The organism is Roseivirga sp. BDSF3-8, assembly GCF_041449215.1.
In the GTDB taxonomy this organism is placed as follows: Bacteria; Bacteroidota; Bacteroidia; order Cytophagales; family Cyclobacteriaceae; genus JBGNFV01.
Genome location: NZ_JBGNFV010000001.1, coordinates 4,414,178 through 4,431,195, shown reverse-complemented (window position 1 = coordinate 4,431,195; position 17,018 = coordinate 4,414,178). Strand labels below are relative to the sequence as shown.

Here is a 17,018-nt window from a genome sequence, read left to right as displayed (position 1 = left end):
ACGCCTCCAGCTCCCGTTCATCAGGGTGCCGTGGCTACCTCCTGTACAATGTCTTTTTCCACCCGGAGCTTGTCAATGATAAAGGTTTGGCGTTGAGGGGTGTTCTTACCCATATAGAATGTAAGAAGGTTTTTGATTTTAGTATCTTTCAAAATTACCGGATCAAGACGGATATCCTCTCCGATAAAATTCCCGAACTCCTCGGGTGATATCTCTCCAAGTCCTTTAAAACGGGTGATTTCTGCTTTAGCTCCTATCTTAGCAGCAGCAGCCTGCTTCTCTGCTTCGTCATAGCAGTAATACGTTTCTTTTTTATTTCTCACCCTGAATAAGGGAGTCTCCAGAATGTACAGGTGTCCGTTACGTACCAGGTCAGGAAAGAATTGAAGAAAGAATGTAAGCAGCAACATACGGATATGCATACCATCCACGTCCGCATCAGTAGCAATCACAATTTTGCGATAACGTAACCCTTCCAGGCCCTCCTCTATGTTCAGAGCATGCTGAAGCAGGTTAAACTCCTCGTTCTCATACACCACTTTTTTCGTAAGTCCGAAACAGTTAAGCGGCTTACCTCTAAGGCTGAAAACAGCCTGAGTCTGTACATTTCTGGACTTTGTGATAGAACCACTGGCCGAGTCACCCTCAGTAATAAAGATCATGGTCTCTTCCTTCAGGTCACTTTTATTTTCGTTAAAGTGAATACGGCAGTCCCTAAGCTTCTTGTTATGCAGGTTAGCCTTTTTAGCACGTTCGTTAGCCAGCTTTTTAATACCTGCCATGTCCTTGCGCTCGCGCTCAGATTGCATGATCCGCTTAAGCAGGGCATCTGCAGTTTCAGGGTTTTTGTGCAGATAATCATCAAGATGCTTTTTCAAAAAGTCATTGATGAATGTACGCATAGTGGGGCCGTCATGCGCCACATTCTGCGAGCCAAGCTTAGTTTTGGTCTGAGATTCAAATACAGGCTCCTGCACTCTCACAGAGATAGCTGCGGCAATACTGGCTCTGATGTCTGCTGCATCAAAGTTTTTCCCATAATGGTCTCTTATCACCTTTACAAGGGCCTCACGAAAAGCCGCAAGGTGCGTTCCTCCCTGTGTCGTATTCTGTCCATTGACAAAACTGAAGTATTCTTCACCATACTGATTGGTATGGGTCATCGCCACCTCTATATCATCTCCTTTCAGGTGCAGAATAGGATATCGTCTGTTCTCCTCATCCGTTTCCTTATCCAGAAGGTCTCGAAGGCCGTTAGCAGAGTGGAATTTCTGCCCGTTAAAATTAATGGTGAGGCCAGAGTTCAGATAGGCATAGTTCCATATCTGCTTCTCGAGATACTCAGGTATAAAATGGAAATGCTTAAAGACCGTCTCGTCCGGTTCAAAAGCTATAAGTGTACCGTTCCTGCCACTGGATTTCTCTTCTTTAGCATCGTTGATCAATTCTCCCTGCTTGAATTCAGCCATTTTAGTTACACCGTCTCGATAGGATTGTACTTTAAAGTAGCGGCTTAGGGCATTTACGGCCTTTGTACCTACCCCATTCAGTCCTACAGACTTCTGAAAGGCCTTACTATCGTATTTACCACCGGTATTTATCTTGCTCACACAGTCTACCACTTTACCCAGTGGTATGCCACGGCCGTAATCCCGTACCTCTACCCGATGTTCTGTGACCTTAACCTCAATGGTTCGGCCATGGCCCATCACGTGTTCATCGATACTGTTATCAATTACTTCCTTTACCAGAACATAAATACCATCGTCAGATGCAGATCCGTCACCGAGCTTACCGATGTACATACCCGGCCTAAGCCTGATATGTTCTTTCCAGTCAAGTGAACGAATGCTATCCTCGTTGTAAACTACTTTATTTTCAGCCATGAAGAGTATTCGATTAGGTAGAAAGCGGTCCCCCTACGGGTATTTACCGCTCACAAACATAACAGATAATGGGGTATCATCGCAAGGGACTGCCCTTGTTCTGTCAGGTTCGTTTTACTGCACCGGAAATAATTACTCCCAGGTAAATCAGCCACCCGACGATCAACACAGGAATCAGGTAAATCAACAGGACATAGTCCATAGTCCCCACATTATCTGTGGAATTAAATATACCGATAAACAGGCTTATGGTAATAAAAAACAGATTAATAAGTATGGTCAGCCCCTTGATCCATACAGCAAGACGGTTTCTAAAATGAAATAACCCCGAGCCCCTGTTATTACTATTCATACGGGACGCTTCCATATGTATTAGGCGGGAAAAAAGGTAAAGCACAATGTTGGTCAGCATAAAAAAGCCTATGCCACCATAGAAAAACATCTCTTTAGATACGAATTGGTTGCCTCTTCCCCCGGCGTCCGAATTAATAGCAACTTCCCCCGGCAGGTAAGCATACACTACTAAAAAGGCTCCTAAAAAAGCTATAAGGGATATTACCCACAACATATTGACTATCTTTCCCATACCTTGTCCATCTGAATTCGCGGCAAAATAACCAAAAAATATGCTAGGTTAGGGTAATTAATCGTGGTAAAGTTAACTTTACTTTAGTATTCGGAGTAATAACAAAACCAGGAAGGCTTTATGGATCTGAACCCGATTGTGTTATCTATCCCCATCTATTTCCTCCTGATAGGCGTGGAATTACTTATCCAGCAGTTCAATAAAGAACGCTTGTACAGGCTAAACGACGCTGTTACTAACATTAGTTGCGGCATACTACAGCAGGTTACCGGATTAATTTTTAAGGTATTGACTGTGGCCGCCTACCAATTTGTCTACTCCTACTTCGCACTTTTTCAAATTGAGCCCACTTGGTATAATCTTATTATTCTTTTTATACTGGTTGACCTTTGCTATTACTGGGCACATCGTATGAGCCATGAGGTAAACCTTTTTTGGGGCGGGCACGTGGTGCATCACCAGAGCGAGGATTACAACTTTTCGGTAGCATTACGTCAGGGTTCATTTCAGGTAGTGTGGACCTTCGCCTTTTATTTACCCCTGGCAGTAATTGGCTTCGACACGCTCAGTATGGTCACCATGTCAGCGTTAGTGACAGTCTACCAATTCTGGATACATACCGAAAAAATAAACCGTATGGGCTGGTTGGAGAAGGTTTTTAATACCCCTTCCCATCACAGAGTTCATCATGGCCGTAACCCGAAATACATCGATAAAAACCATGCAGGGGTGTTTATCATCTGGGATAAAATGTTCGGCACTTTTCAAAAGGAAGAAGAACGCCCCGTTTATGGCATCACGACACCCGTAGCTACCTGGAATCCACTTTATGCAAACCTGAAGCACTACCATGACATGTCGAGACAACTCATACATGCCAAAAAATGGTCTCACAAGATGGGTATCCTTTTTAAAAAGCCCGGATGGCTACCTGAAACAGACTCTTATCTTGCCATACCCGAGGTAGATAGGAATACCATCCAAAAATACGATGTCAAAGGTACATCAGCTATAAATTTTTACGTTCTATTCCAATATGTATTAATCCTTGCTGGTACGGCAACCTTCCTTTTTACAGAAGGAAATACAAGCTGGCTAAACAAAATCGCAGCAATCCTTCTGATTTCAGCTGGGATTCTCACCTGTGGCGGCCTATTCGAGCGAAAAAAATGGGTTTTAGTGCTAGAGTTTTTTCGCCATCCGGTAACTACCGCGTTTGTTATTTACCTATTTACAGGTTCTCAGGCACAGACAATCGTAATAACCATGCTAGTAACAACTTCTCTAATTTCGATAATTTGGTTATTTTACCTTAAGCGGCATTTCAGGTTCCTCCCTGAATACAAATCTCCTGTAGCGGTATAAATTCACCTGAAAATTCAGGTTTATCATCAGACGTTTTCATAGGTGCTGGATACCTGCTTTTAAAAAATTGATCAATTTATTACCTGACTTTGAGAGAGTTCAAGGCGGGCTACACCCTTAATCCAATCCAAAATCAAAATGCTTACGTAACTTACCTTATCATTTAGAAGACAGGTAAACCTAAGCCATTGAAAACATTAATAGTAGGCCTTGTTCTTGTCAGCATATTTTCCGCCATCGGATATATCTTCTGGCAAACAGACCTAAAATATTCACAACCTACCCCAGTCCCCGCACACTATCAGCCGCTGGATATGGGTGAGGAAGTGAGCCTTGAAGAATTGGCTCTTTCTACGGATAGACCGACTCTTCTCCATTTCTTCAACCCCCATTGCCCCTGTTCCAAATTCAATTTCGAGCATTTCAGAACGCTTGCATTATCATACGGAGACAAGGTAGACTTCAAAGTAGTCCTGCAGGATCTGGAAGAAAAAGACGCCCGGGTGGCTTTTGCCGGATATGATTTACAAGTGCCGACGCTGTTTGATCACGATGGTAAAATTGCCGAAGCATGCGGGGTTTACGCCACACCTCAGGCTGTGCTTCTGGATAAGGAAGGGCATATCTATTTCCGAGGAAACTACAATAAATCCAGATACTGTACAGTAACTGGCTCTAACTATACGCAAATGGCACTCGACTCACTCATCGCCGGTAAGGACATTCCTTACTTTGGCCCCCTCGCCTATCGGGCGTATGGTTGTCAGTTGCCATCAGATAACCCGGCAACTGCGCTGGATTTCTGGGACTTATCCTTTTAAGAGGTCAGATTTTTAAAATATTAAACAATGGAGTACGCTAAAATGCAATCTCACGAACATCGTTTGCCAAAAGAAACGTTAGACCAGATCAAAAAATCCATTTACAGAGATGCAGACAGTATTATCGCCTATTTTGTAGGAGCATTTTTTGTAGGTGGGGTGCTGTTATCATTTTACTACGATACCTGGGCAGTTGGCCTGGGCGTGGGGGGATTAAATCTCGCCGCCTACTTACTTACCAGGGCCACTATAGCTGATAGCGCGATACACCGCTATGTTACCTCCAGCGTGTTCGCCATATTCGGGGCGCAATATATTTATCAGATGCACGGGCTTTTTGAAATGCATTTTACGCTTTTCATCATAGTTACGATCATGATCCTGTACCAGGATTATCGTGTACTTATCCCCCTGACACTGATTGTGGTCGTACACCATACCGCATTTGCCTATATGCAGAATACTGGCAATACGGCCATTTACTTCAGTCAATTAGACTACATAAGTATGAGTACCCTTGCCTTTCACTACGGCTTATTCGTAGTCCAGGTATTTATTTGTGGCTGGTGGGCTGAGCGGCTTAGGAAAAATACCTATAAAGAGGCTGTGCAGCTTCACCAACTCGAAGGTCAGGTGAGCAATACAGAAAACAATATCAGGTTTGCCGGGCAAATTGCCAATGGTGACCTGGAAGCAAACTACGAGACCACTGAAGACGACACCATTGGCAAATCTTTGTTGTCGATGAGGGAGAGTCTGAAAAAAGCACGTGATGTAGAAAGCCAGCGGCACTGGTCTTCTCAAGGCATAGCAGAAGTAGAGGCATTGCTTCGCAAGCATGATAATGACATGGAAGAGCTATGCTCAGAGATCATTGCATACCTCGTAAAATACCTTGGAGCAAATCAGGGGGCATTGTTTATCTCTCAGTCCGATGAGCAAGATAGTGACTTCGAAATGAAAGGGTGCTATGCATATAGCAGACGTAAATACATGTCGAAGACCTTCCAGCCCGGGGAAGGCCTGGCAGGCCAGTGCGTGCTGGAGAAAGAGCCGATCTACCTCACCGAAATTCCACAGGGGTACATGACAATTACCTCCGGCCTCGGCGAGTCATCGCCCCGTGCGCTGTTAGTAGTGCCTTTAAAGTCAGAAGAGAAGGTTGTAGGCGTATTGGAAATAGCCGGCTTTGAACAGTTCCAGGAATTTAAGCGGGAGTTTCTGGCTCAGGTTGGCACCAGCATAGCCAGTTCACTGATAGGTGTAAGGGTTAATGAACGTACCCAGGTACTTCTGCAGGAATCGCAAAGTCTTACCGAGCAAATGCGTGCACAGGAAGAAGAAATGCGCCAGAATATGGAAGAAATGCAGGCAACGCAGGAAGAGTTTGAGCGTCAGTCTCAATCTTACGAAGAATTTATACATTCTGTAAATGAACTGGCTGTCACTATTGACCTGGACCATAGCGGATACATACAGAAGGTGAGTAAGCGAATGGCAGAGCTCTCGGCACGGTCGGAAGAAAGCTGGATAGGTGTACATTTTGATCAGGCTTTTCCTACCTGTAATAAAAAGTGGCATGACCTCAACCAGGGACAGCTATCCGACATTCACCTTACAGCCGGAAGCACTGAATTGATAGCTGAATCAATGCCCGTCAATGATAATAGCGGCACCCTGAAGCGCGTAATGATGCTTGGCCATCAGGTGGTAACAGAAAAGGGATAAGACTGAATAACAGCAAAACATAGCAGAAGCCCCGGTTTTTCCGGGGCTTTGCTGTTTGTCTTCAGGCATGGTCAAATTTTCCTTATTATTGTAGCGGAAAATAAAATGCTAATGAAAGATCTAATTGCTTTCTTACTGCTGATGGCAGGAGGCACTACCATATTCTCTTGCTCACCCAAAACGGACCTTGAAGGATTTGATGAAGCTGCCTGGAAGGAGGATACCGGAGGGTGTTCGGGTAAACGTGTAGAGCTTTCTGAAAGTATACCCGGCATCAAGGAAGATCTTATGGGAATGGGGCAAAAAGAGATACAATCCGTATTGGGAAAGCCAGATCGTCATGAGCTCTCCCGCCGTAACCGAAAATACTTTATATATTATATAGAGGCCGGCCCTGCTTGTCCTGCCACTTCCGACGCCTCTCCCCGTTCTCTGTGGGTAGGGTTCGATGCCCTGGGTCGTACTAATGAGGTCGTTTTTCAGCAGAATTAATGGCTGTAAATTTTTACATTTTCAGATGTAATATTCTCATACTCTGGGACTAAAACCGTCCCGGTAATTTCTTATTCATTTCATCATTACCTCACCAGCTGACGCTTCCCTGATTCCTTTCCTCTAGTATTTTTGCAGAAGGTCAAAATCAGGGTAAATTATTGATTATCGATCAAAAATCAACGTCAAATGGACCTTTCCGCGACTATAATCAGCCAGATTAGACGTACAGGTATACGCAGCGTGTTCCTGACCTTCTTCTTTATACTTGCAGGCCTCTCCGTTATAGCACTTGCTATCTCATTTTTTTACGGAGTTTCTGACATAGAACTATCTATGAATGAAAAAGCAAAAGAAAACAGGTTTTCTCTTCAGCTTTTGCATCCCTCTGCCATTGAGGCTATTAGCGAAACGCAGAAAAAAGAAACGCTCAGGCTGATAGATCAGAACTTTATCTCCTTGCGTGAGATATACAGAGAAGACGAGGCACTGGCAGGCTCTTTGGCAAAAGCAATTGCTGCCTGGGGAAACTACCAGCAGAAATACATTCGTAACGCAGGAATAGACACTGAAGCCCACACTGATTTTGTTAATTTATCCGGGGAGTTTAAAGCCGTAAGCCAAGCAGCAGGACAGCAAGTCCAGAAAGCTATTAGCTTCCAGCATACTCTTATTGCGATTTGCATCAGCTTTGTATTGCTTTCCTTGATCGTTTGGTACCTGGTGATCCGCAGGAATGTTATTTTGCCGGCAGAGAGGCTTGCCGCTGCCAGTGGTAAAGTGGCAATGGGGGAGTTGGAAGAAACAATAGTGGTTGGCTCAAATAATGAGTTGGGAAAAGTAGCAGAAGACATTAATGCCCTGACCACTTTACTGCAGAATGCTGACTCCTTTACCCGGGAAATTGGGAATGGAAACCTCGAAGTTGATTATCCTGGCCTGGAGGGTAATGAATGTGAGATCAACCATCTGGCTGCTTCTCTATTGGATATGCGGGAGAAAATGCAACGGGCTGCTGAGGATGAGCGCCAGCGCCGCTGGATTACGGAAGGGCTTGCACGCTTTAGCGAAATTCTGCGTAAAAATAACAGCAATCTGGAGTCAATGGCTGACGAAGTCATATCCAACCTCGTCAAATACCTGGAAGGTAACCAGGGTGCATTTTTTGTCATTGACACTGAAACAGAAAGTGAGCCTGTATTACAGATGCGTGCAGCCTATGCTTACGATAGGAAAAAATTCATATCTAAAACCGTAAAACGGGGACAAGGCCTTGTAGGTCAGGCTTTTGTCGAACAGGAAAGCATCTATATGACGAAGATTCCGGCAAATTACGTCGAAATCCGGTCAGGCCTGGGAGACAGCGGCCCGCGGAGTATCCTGATTGTTCCCCTCAAGGTCAATGGCGAGATACATGGCGTGGTAGAGGTTGCTTCCTTTGAGGAAATCCCTCCGTATCGTAGAGAGTTTGCCGAAAAAGTTGGTGAAACCATTGCTTCTACCATTTCCACAGTCAAGATCAATGAGCAAACCAGTCAGCTCTATAGGGAGTCGCAGGAAATGACCGAGCAACTTCGCGCACAGGAAGAGGAAATGCGCCAGAATATGGAAGAAATGCAGGCTACTCAGGAAGAAATGCGACGTACTCAGCAGGAAATAGGTCGTAAAGAAGCTAACCTGAGCGCCCTTATTAATAATACAACTGATTCTATCGTCACCATTGATCGTGAATACCGCATCATGGTAATCAATAAAGTATTGACTGATCGCTACAAGGGAACCAACTACGAAGGGATGACTGTAGGGAAAAATGCCCTCGACTTCCTGGGTGATGTTCGCGATGAGTGGAAGACCTACTATGACAGGGCCCTAGCCGGTGAGCGTTTCCAGTTTGTTATCAGAAGTACCGTGAGCGGTGAGGACAGTTACCGCGAGTACAGCATTCACCCTATTAAGGTAGACGGACAGGTAGTGGGAGCATCTGTATTCTCACGTGACGTAACAGAGCAGAAGCTTACGGAGATACGTAGTAAGGAAGTCATGCGCGAGTTACAGCATAAAGACCGACTGTTTATTAATAGCTTCTACTTTTTGGAGCTGGACCATAAACTTACTATTCGTACGGCTAATGACCACTTCTGCAAGTTACTTGGGCGGACTGAAAATGATATACTGGGCACTTCTGTAAATTCATTACTTCCTGACAGCGATGATTCATTTACCACTAAGCTTAAGGAAATGAACGGAGAAGATCTATGGGATGGTGAAATCACCTTCATCAATAAAGAGGGTGAGAACATTCGGCTGCAGGGACATGCTACCTTTATAGACGATGAAGATGATAGACTTGACAAATACGTGATAGTGATGAATGTAGCGCAAACTCAAGCGGTATAATAACAAAAAACCCGTAATCTACGAGATTACGGGTTAGTATTATTCCAAATCTATCTTAATCAAAACGTCATTGTGCGTTCTTTCCATATTTACGTAAATAGTCCTTGACAAGTTGCGGCGGAGTGGCACCTTCTTCAACAAAAATCAATGCTACTCCATTCAGACAGTATCTTTTGCCAGTAGGTTCAGGACCATCGTTAAACACATGCCCAAGGTGAGAGCCGCTGCTACTATCCAAGACCTCAGTACGAGTCATGCCGTAGCTGTTATCTTCCACTAATACAATTGCCTCATTGCTGATAGGCTTGAAAAAACTGGGCCAGCCTGTTCCGCTATCAAACTTATGCTCTGAACTAAATATAGGCTGTCCGGTAGCAGCTGAGTAGTAAATACCTTTTTTCTTATTATCATTAAGAGGGCTTGAGAAAGCGCGTTCTGTACCAGCCTTACGAAGTACTTCAAATTCTTTATCACTAAGCCTTTCCTTCCATTCGCTTTCGCTGAATTGAATAGGAAAGTTCATATCTGCGCTATCATTCCCTGCTACAGAAGCTTTCATAGTTGCCTTATCATCTTCAGGAGACATATCAATTATATACCCTCCGGCGATAACGAGAACCATAAAAATGATTGTAGCTATCAGGCATTTCATTTGCATAATTGGGTCTTTTTTATTATAGAAACGGAACTGATCGCCGTCAGGTTACCTCCTACCTCAATTTTTCCTTATAGTTTTCATAGCCCTCCTCCCTTTAATGCTAATTAGGCACTAATTTTGAGCATTTACCGTATTCAGAAAAAAATGAAAAAAATTGACCTTAGGAACTGGTACAGGAAAGAGCATTTTGAGTTTTTTAGCCTATTCGAAGAGCCCCTGTATGGGTTAACTGTCAAAGTGGACTGCACCCAAGCTTATAAACAAGCTAAAACCAGGCACCTGTCATTTTACTTATACTACCTACATGCCTTATTAAGCTCCATCAATGAAATTGAAGCACTTAAAGTACGCATCATTGATGGGGATCCCTATCTATTTGACCGCATCGATGTATCAGCCACAGTAGACAGACCAAATGGCACCTTTGGGTATAGCTATATAACTTATGATGCTGATCTTGAAAGATTTAGCCACTTGGCAAAAGAGGAGATAAAAAAGGTACGTGAATCGTCATCTTTATTTCCGGATAAATCCTCTGAAGGAGTAATTCACTTCTCGGCATTGCCCTGGCTGGATTTCACCAGTTTATCTCATGCCCGAAAATTTGGATCCAGCGATTCCATCCCTAAAATTTCTGTAGGGAAGTTGACGGAAACTGGAAACAAAAAAACCATACCCTTCTCCGTACATGTGCATCATGCATTAGTAGACGGCATACACCTTGGGCAGTTGGTGGATCTCTTTCAGGAAAAGCTAGATGTATAAAAAAAGGGATTCTGATACGAGTCCCTTTTTGGTTTTATAGCAAAGTAATGTAGCATTACGTGAAAGCAGGCATTGGCATACCTGACTTTCATTGTGAAGGTAATAAAAAATATCATAATTTTCTTACACCCGTGACTTTTTTGCTTCTGGCTAGTTCATAAACAACAGGTATATATTTGTTAGCCTGGTTTTTAAATCTACAGTAGTTAATGAGTGACAAGAAGGACAGCCGTAAGAATAATACCCCGGACGATGACACCAAGCAAAGTAAAATCCCCCTATATATATCACTTGCCATAATTGCTGCTCTTATAGGTAGTTATTTTATTTTCTCATCATATAAAGAATTTATTGATACCGCATGGTCTACACTAACCAGTGGTGATCGGGATAAAATAGAGTCCTGGGTGGCCCAGTTTGGTTATTGGGGTCCTATTTTCATCATATTAGTGATGATACTTCAGATGTTTCTGTTTGTATTACCCAGCTGGGGGCTAATGGTCGTCAGCGTACTTGCGTATGGACCATTCTGGGGCGCGGTCATAAGCATTACGGCCGTAGCCGTAGCTTCTACTATAGGCTATATAATAGGTAAGTACTTCAGTGACCTGTTTATCGCTAAACTGATAGGTAGAAAAACGGAGAGAAAGCTCGAATTATATCTGGATGAATATGGCACCAAGGCGGTATTCTTATTCAGACTGGCACCAATGCTGAGCAATGATGCCATAAGCTTCGTAGCCGGACTTGGTAGTATGAGATACATCAGTTTTATGATGGCTACCCTGGCGGGAATTATCCCGCTATCGGTATTGATTGCCATTTTTGGTGAATCTGCTGATAAGCTCCAGCAATTTCTTATCTGGGCGTCAGCCGTCAGTCTAGTCCTCTTCATAGTCTATGTCATCTGGGATAGAAAGAAGCAGAAAAAACTGAAGCAGCAGCAGTCAGATTAAGGGTTTTCATATTTAGTGAGTTCGAAGATTTGGTCCTCCCCGGTAAGAGTCAGTCTGCCATCTTCCAGAGTAAAAGTCGGACGGCTCTCCATCATATCCAGAAAGAGAGACTCCATATCTCCAGGACAGGCTTTGCGTGTTAGTGATATATCATTAACCCGGAGTCTGTCTCCTTCAACCCACAGCATACCATTAAAAGAGTTACATCCCGTATTACCTGAAATATTCATTCCCCACTCCCCTATCACAATTACTGGCTTATTCTCCGCTTCAGTGAGCTTCAGAGTTTCACCATTAACCTTATCCATCTGCCATTTGCCTGTTATAGCCTCGTCATACACATATGTACCACAGCCTCTGTAGGTTTTTTCATTATCTACTATAACCTCTACTGTAAAAGGTTCACTTCCTTCCGACAGGTCACATGAGTCCCTCAGGATTGTAATGTCAAGGCTATGTCCTTCACCTGATGAAACATACCTGAGATTAGAGCTCCCATTTGTCTGCACTTCTGGCAAAGGCACAGCTACAGTATCTCCGTCAGGAGTATAAAAACGGATAAACTTGTCAAAGATGAATTCCAGGTTCCAGGCAGGCGTGTTGCTATAAGCTCTAAAGCCATAATCGCTCTCTACTGACGCCTTCTGGTCCGCTGCCTGGGCTTTTCTTACTAACTTAAAAAATTTTGCCTCTGGTCCACCCATTCGCTCACCCTGCGGGCCCAGTACAATTAATGCCCCGTCCTCGGGCATGAGCAATAGGGTATCCTGCTGAGCATCATCCATTATCATTATCCGATCTTCACTTACCTCCCATTTCCCCGTCAGTACACTTGGCTCTGATTGGCCAACTCCCAGGTAATTTATAGTGGACCTGTAAGTCTTATTCTTATCAAGCCTCAATTCATAGTCTACAGCATCACAATCTGCACATGGTAACAAGCCCTCCCATTCACCGATATAATCTTTTACAGATAGCCTCCCGGAGTTTTTTTCTGACATAGTCAGGCAACCTGACAGAACACTAAACAGACTAAGCAAACAAAGGGAGTAAATCCGGCAGCGCATGATATTATTAAAATGAGGACTTGTAAATTTTGTAACAGGCAATTAACGATTTCTCGCAGGAAGAGACAAGCAGCCACATAAAAACCATGAGCATCCCTGTTTTCAGGGATATGTATTTCATTGTTTCTTGCGATACATAACTTCCGGCACGTCAGTATATTGCCAAACAAATAATAAAATCTGGCACCTAAGCTTAACCTGACCGAAATGGCTTTTGTCGCCGAAGCCTGCCTTTACATAGGGCAGGCTTGATTTTTTCTATTAAATAAAAAGTGTTTCGGGATTACTGGTGTGCAATTGACCTCAACAACAACTCAGCCGAAATATCTGCATTAGCAAAAAAAGAGGGACTGCCCGCATAAATGCGCAGTCCCTCTTTTTTTATAAACTACAAGATATTTCCAGGTCAGTTACCCCTGTAGTACTTCATAGCCTGATCCATATATTTATTCAGGTTGTTAATCCTGGTACTGTGACTAGGGTGCGTACTTAAAAATTCCGGCGGTGAACCGCCCCCACTTTCCGCAGCCATACGCTCCCAAAACTGGGGAGCCACCCGTGGGTCATATCCTGCCATAGCCATAAAGATTAGTCCCAGTTTATCTGCTTCAGATTCCTGCTGTCTGCTATGGGGCAAAACATACCCTACCGTACTACCCAGTCCGTAAGCTGTCATGAACAGTTGCTGGGTTTGCTGAGGCTTTTCAGAAAGTGCCACAGCAAGGGCTACTCCTCCTAGCTGCTGCACTAGTCCCTGGCTCATACGTTCACCACCGTGCTCAGCCACAGCGTGGGCTACCTCATGCCCCATTACCACAGCCACTCCCTGATCATTCTCACATATTGGCATGATACCGGTATAAAAAGCCACTTTACCACCGGGCATACACCAGGCATTGACCTGGTCATTTCGTAACAGGTTAAACTCCCACTCAAACATACTTGCCTCTTCCTCGTATCCGTTTTCGTTGAGAAATTTTTCTACAGCCGTAGCAATGTCCCTACCTACGCTCTTTACCATTCTGGACTCGTCTGTCCCTGTGACCACCTCTTCAGATTGAAGTACCTGTTGGTACTGGCTAAAGCTCATGGAAATAATTTGGCTGCTGGGGATAAGGTCTAATTGTTTTCGCCCTGTCAGGGGCACAGTAGAACAACTTATCAAAAAAAATGCCGCCAGAAAGGCAGTAAGTAAACGTTTCATAATACTTTGTAATTAAGGCTCGCGTAATAATTAAAAAATTTGAAAACGGCTCTACCGTTACAAACAGCAAATAGTTTGCCTCTTTTTATCATTACAACTAAAAAATCCTATTTTTGCTTAAAAACATTTTTTCAGATGAAAATACTGGCTGTCGGAAGAAACTACGCCAAACATATCGAAGAATTACAGAACGAAAGGCCCGCAGAGCCTGTCGTATTTTTTAAACCTGATACCGCCGTTCTAAAGAATGGCGCCCCGTTCTACCATCCCGAGTATTCTAATGATATTCACCACGAAGTGGAGTTACTCGTGCGGATAAGCCGGGAGGGGAAATTTATCCAGGAGCAGTTTGCTCACAAATACTATGATGCCATAGGATTAGGGGTAGACTTTACTGCCAGGGACCTGCAGAGTAAAGCAAAAGAAAAAGGCCTGCCATGGGCGCTGGCAAAAGGCTTTAACGGGTCAGCACCGGTAAGCAAATTTATACCTAAGGAAGAGTTTGAAGAACTTCAAAACATCAATTTCCGCCTGGAAGTTAATGGAGAAGTGAGGCAAAGGGGTAATTCATCCATGATGCTATTTCCCATCGACTTTATTATATCCTATCTTTCTACCTATTTCACACTAAAAACGGGAGACATCGTTTTTACAGGAACACCTGAAGGCGTGGCTGCGGTAAGTCGTGGTGACAAACTCACGGGGTACATCGAAAACACTAAAATGCTCGACTTTGAAGTTAAATAAGCCTTCTCTCCTACTTATTTTTTGCTTTTTCTGCTCCCTTAACCTTCTTGCTCAGGATGGGGAGTACCTTTTTCCTATCAAGCCAGGGCAGCGAAACTACCTCGCCGGAACCATGGGGGAACTGAGATCCAGCCATTACCACGGCGGTATTGATATTAAAACAGAACAGCGTGAAGGCCTTGATGTACTTGCCACCCAGGATGGATACGTGTCGCGCATAAAAGTCAGCGGCTACGGGTATGGCAATGCCTTATATATAAAGCACCCGGACGGCAATACGTCTGTTTACGGACATCTGCAGCGCTTTAATAAAGAGATAGCTGACTATGTCCGTCAGGAACAGTATAATCGTGAGTCTTTCGGAGTAGATCTTTTTCCTGAAAAAAGTAGGTTTCCCGTAAAAAAAGGAGAGGTAGTCGCTATATCCGGCAATACTGGCGGCTCATCCGGTCCTCACCTTCATTTTGAGATAAGAGACGGTAGCCAGAGGCCTCTTAATCCGCTAAAGTTTGGATTTAAGAATGAAGTAAAGGACAATACACCCCCTACCGTATACGGAGTGGCTATCCGCCCGCTTGACAGCAATTCACGGATAGAAGGCCGCTATAACAGGCAGGAAGTATCCCTGTCAAAAAACGGAAGCACCTATTCGGCAAACCCGGTTTCGGCATATGGAACCCTTGGTGTCGAAGTTTATACGATAGACCAGCTTGACGGCGCGTCTAACCGGAATGGCGTGCCTCACATTTACCTTAATGTGGATAGTACGGAAGTATTTGCTAAACACCTGAACCGTTTTGCCTTTGCAGATTCGCGGCAGATACTGGTACACATGGACTACCCGACTAAAGCAGCCACTAATAAAAAGTATCAGAAGCTATATATCGGTGACGGCAACGATCTCGATTTTTTCGACAAGGGAAAAAACAATGGAAGAATTGTTTTAAAGGATAGCGGAAGGCACCAGATCGAGATAGTACTTAAAGATGAATACGGTAATACAAGCCGGGTAGCTATCCCGGTAAATGTTAGTGAGCCGGACATCACTTCCCGGGTGGCCTCATCCCCTTATCAGGGCGCATCCGGATATGAGCTAACTGAAAACACACTTCTCAGCTATGCCTTGCTTACCGGGGACACCCCCACCAAAGCAAAATACTTTGCTAATCAGGCATCATATGAAGTGGATCCTGCCTACCAGGTCAACGACCATATCGTTTATCTCTGGGATATGAGATACGGTCTACCTGATTCCGTAAACCTCTGTTCTACGCAGCAGAAATTTGATTTCGACATGATGATTCCCTCCGGCAAGGAATTTCACTTTTATAATAAATATGCCGATCTGCACTTTTCCCGGAATACACTTTTCGATACCCTCTATCTGCGTCTGAATTACCAGGAAAACTTTGCCAGCGGACTGGAACTTTGGCAAATAAACGAATCCGATCCAATCCCGTTTCAAAGCTATATGTCGGCCGTGCTAAAACCAGGCAAAGAGTATAATAAGGAACGTACACACGTGTATGGGGTCGACGACTCCGGTAACTTCTGGTGGGAAGGCGGTAAATGGGAAGGGGATAACATCCGTTTCCGTTTCAGAAATACCGGCCAGTTTACGCTGGTAACCGACTCGGTAGCCCCTGAGATAAATCCGATAAAGGTAAATTCTCAGTCGGCCTCTTTCAATATAAAAGACCGTCTTTCAGGAATAGGGGACTTTCGAGCTACGCTCAACGGTCGTTTTCTTTTAATGAATTACGATCCAAAAAACCGCTATATTTGGGCTGAGCCGAGAACCCCCGGCCAACCTATCACAGGCGATCTGGAGCTGACAGTAACAGACCAGGCAGGAAATGTACAGGTATACAAAACCAAACTTTAATCAAGTATGAAACTATCTCCCGGCGATAAAGCCCCGGAATTTGAAGCTAAAGACCAGAACGGTGAAACAGTCAGGTTGTCTGACTACAAGGGGAAGAAAGTCGTACTATATTTTTACCCCAGAGACAATACTCCCGGCTGCACCGCACAGGCCTGCAACCTCCGGGATAATTATCAGGCCTTGCAAGAGGCTGGATATGAGATATTGGGTGTGAGCTCTGACGATGAAAAGTCACATAAAAAATTCATCGAAAAGCAGGAACTCCCTTTCAGGCTAATTGCCGATACAGATAAGGCTGTGCACGAAAAGTACGGCACCTGGGTAGAGAAAAACATGTACGGCCGAAAATATATGGGCACTGCCCGTACCACCTTTATTATTGATGAAGAGGGGGTAATATCAGAAGTAGTAGCAAAAGTAAAAACCAAGGATCATACGGCACAGGTCCTGAAGTAACAGAT

15 protein-coding genes are annotated in these 17,018 nt (G+C 44.1%); 10 read left to right on the top strand and 5 right to left on the bottom strand.

Going from position 1 to position 17,018, the window contains the following annotated elements; all coding sequences use genetic code 11:
• Positions 1-20 precede the first annotated feature (20 nt).
• Positions 21-1,886: a DNA topoisomerase IV subunit B gene (locus AB9P05_RS18275; RefSeq protein ID WP_371910281.1), complete on the bottom strand. Its 1,866-nt coding sequence runs from the start codon at positions 1,884-1,886 to the stop codon at positions 21-23.
• Positions 1,887-1,989: 103 nt separating this feature from the next.
• A complete protein-coding gene (locus tag AB9P05_RS18270) occupies positions 1,990-2,472 on the bottom strand; it encodes a hypothetical protein (protein WP_371910280.1) in 483 nt (160 codons plus the stop codon).
• Between the two features lie 120 nt (positions 2,473-2,592).
• On the opposite strand from AB9P05_RS18270, the gene AB9P05_RS18265 reads away from it, so the two are divergent.
• The 5 genes from AB9P05_RS18265 (at position 2,593) to AB9P05_RS18245 (ending at position 9,275) form a co-directional block, all read left to right on the top strand.
• Positions 2,593-3,837 carry a sterol desaturase family protein gene (locus AB9P05_RS18265; RefSeq protein WP_371910279.1) on the top strand — a complete coding sequence of 415 codons (1,245 nt, stop codon included), beginning with the start codon at positions 2,593-2,595 and terminating at the stop codon, positions 3,835-3,837.
• A 188-nt stretch (positions 3,838-4,025) separates the two neighbouring features.
• The gene (locus AB9P05_RS18260) at positions 4,026-4,658 is read left to right on the top strand and encodes a TlpA family protein disulfide reductase (RefSeq protein WP_371910278.1); all 633 of its coding nucleotides are present in this window, start codon (positions 4,026-4,028) and stop codon (positions 4,656-4,658) included.
• A gap of 27 nt (positions 4,659-4,685) precedes the next feature.
• The gene (locus tag AB9P05_RS18255; RefSeq protein WP_371910277.1) at positions 4,686-6,386 is read left to right on the top strand and encodes a GAF domain-containing protein; all 1,701 of its coding nucleotides are present in this window, start codon (positions 4,686-4,688) and stop codon (positions 6,384-6,386) included.
• A gap of 111 nt (positions 6,387-6,497) precedes the next feature.
• Positions 6,498-6,878 (top strand): hypothetical protein, encoded by a 381-nt coding sequence (locus AB9P05_RS18250; protein WP_371910276.1) that lies wholly within the window; start codon positions 6,498-6,500, stop codon positions 6,876-6,878.
• A 189-nt stretch (positions 6,879-7,067) separates the two neighbouring features.
• Positions 7,068-9,275 (top strand): PAS domain-containing protein, encoded by a 2,208-nt coding sequence (locus AB9P05_RS18245; RefSeq protein WP_371910275.1) that lies wholly within the window; start codon positions 7,068-7,070, stop codon positions 9,273-9,275.
• Between the two features lie 67 nt (positions 9,276-9,342).
• Here the strand turns inward: AB9P05_RS18245 and msrB are convergent, their stop codons facing one another.
• Complete coding sequence (gene msrB / locus AB9P05_RS18240; protein WP_371910274.1) at positions 9,343-9,927, bottom strand: peptide-methionine (R)-S-oxide reductase MsrB; 585 nt, start codon at positions 9,925-9,927, stop codon at positions 9,343-9,345.
• 150 nt (positions 9,928-10,077) lie between these two features.
• Here msrB and AB9P05_RS18235 point away from each other — a divergent pair, with 150 nt between their 5' ends.
• Together AB9P05_RS18235 and AB9P05_RS18230 are read left to right on the top strand one after the other, a co-directional pair.
• Positions 10,078-10,698 carry a CatA-like O-acetyltransferase gene (locus AB9P05_RS18235; RefSeq protein WP_371910273.1) on the top strand — a complete coding sequence of 207 codons (621 nt, stop codon included), beginning with the start codon at positions 10,078-10,080 and terminating at the stop codon, positions 10,696-10,698.
• A 209-nt stretch (positions 10,699-10,907) separates the two neighbouring features.
• Positions 10,908-11,654 carry a TVP38/TMEM64 family protein gene (locus AB9P05_RS18230; protein ID WP_371910272.1) on the top strand — a complete coding sequence of 249 codons (747 nt, stop codon included), beginning with the start codon at positions 10,908-10,910 and terminating at the stop codon, positions 11,652-11,654.
• On the opposite strand, the gene AB9P05_RS18225 is transcribed toward AB9P05_RS18230, so the two are convergent.
• Complete coding sequence (locus tag AB9P05_RS18225; protein ID WP_371910271.1) at positions 11,651-12,655, bottom strand: META domain-containing protein; 1,005 nt, start codon at positions 12,653-12,655, stop codon at positions 11,651-11,653. The two genes, AB9P05_RS18230 and AB9P05_RS18225, sit on opposite strands and share 4 nt — an antisense overlap.
• A gap of 472 nt (positions 12,656-13,127) precedes the next feature.
• On the bottom strand, positions 13,128-13,925 hold the full coding sequence (locus AB9P05_RS18220) for a M48 family metallopeptidase (RefSeq protein WP_371910270.1): 798 nt from the start codon (positions 13,923-13,925) through the stop codon (positions 13,128-13,130).
• A gap of 135 nt (positions 13,926-14,060) precedes the next feature.
• Between AB9P05_RS18220 and AB9P05_RS18215 the strand changes: the two genes are divergently transcribed.
• Genes AB9P05_RS18215 through bcp form a run of 3 tightly spaced genes read left to right on the top strand, consistent with a single transcriptional unit; the run spans position 14,061 to position 17,013 of the window.
• The gene (locus tag AB9P05_RS18215; RefSeq protein ID WP_371910269.1) at positions 14,061-14,672 is read left to right on the top strand and encodes a fumarylacetoacetate hydrolase family protein; all 612 of its coding nucleotides are present in this window, start codon (positions 14,061-14,063) and stop codon (positions 14,670-14,672) included.
• Positions 14,659-16,557 (top strand): M23 family metallopeptidase, encoded by a 1,899-nt coding sequence (locus tag AB9P05_RS18210; protein WP_371910268.1) that lies wholly within the window; start codon positions 14,659-14,661, stop codon positions 16,555-16,557. The genes AB9P05_RS18215 and AB9P05_RS18210 overlap by 14 nt, the downstream gene beginning before the upstream one ends.
• Positions 16,558-16,563: 6 nt before the next feature.
• Positions 16,564-17,013: a thioredoxin-dependent thiol peroxidase gene (gene bcp / locus AB9P05_RS18205; protein WP_371910267.1), complete on the top strand. Its 450-nt coding sequence runs from the start codon at positions 16,564-16,566 to the stop codon at positions 17,011-17,013.
• Positions 17,014-17,018 lie beyond the last annotated feature (5 nt).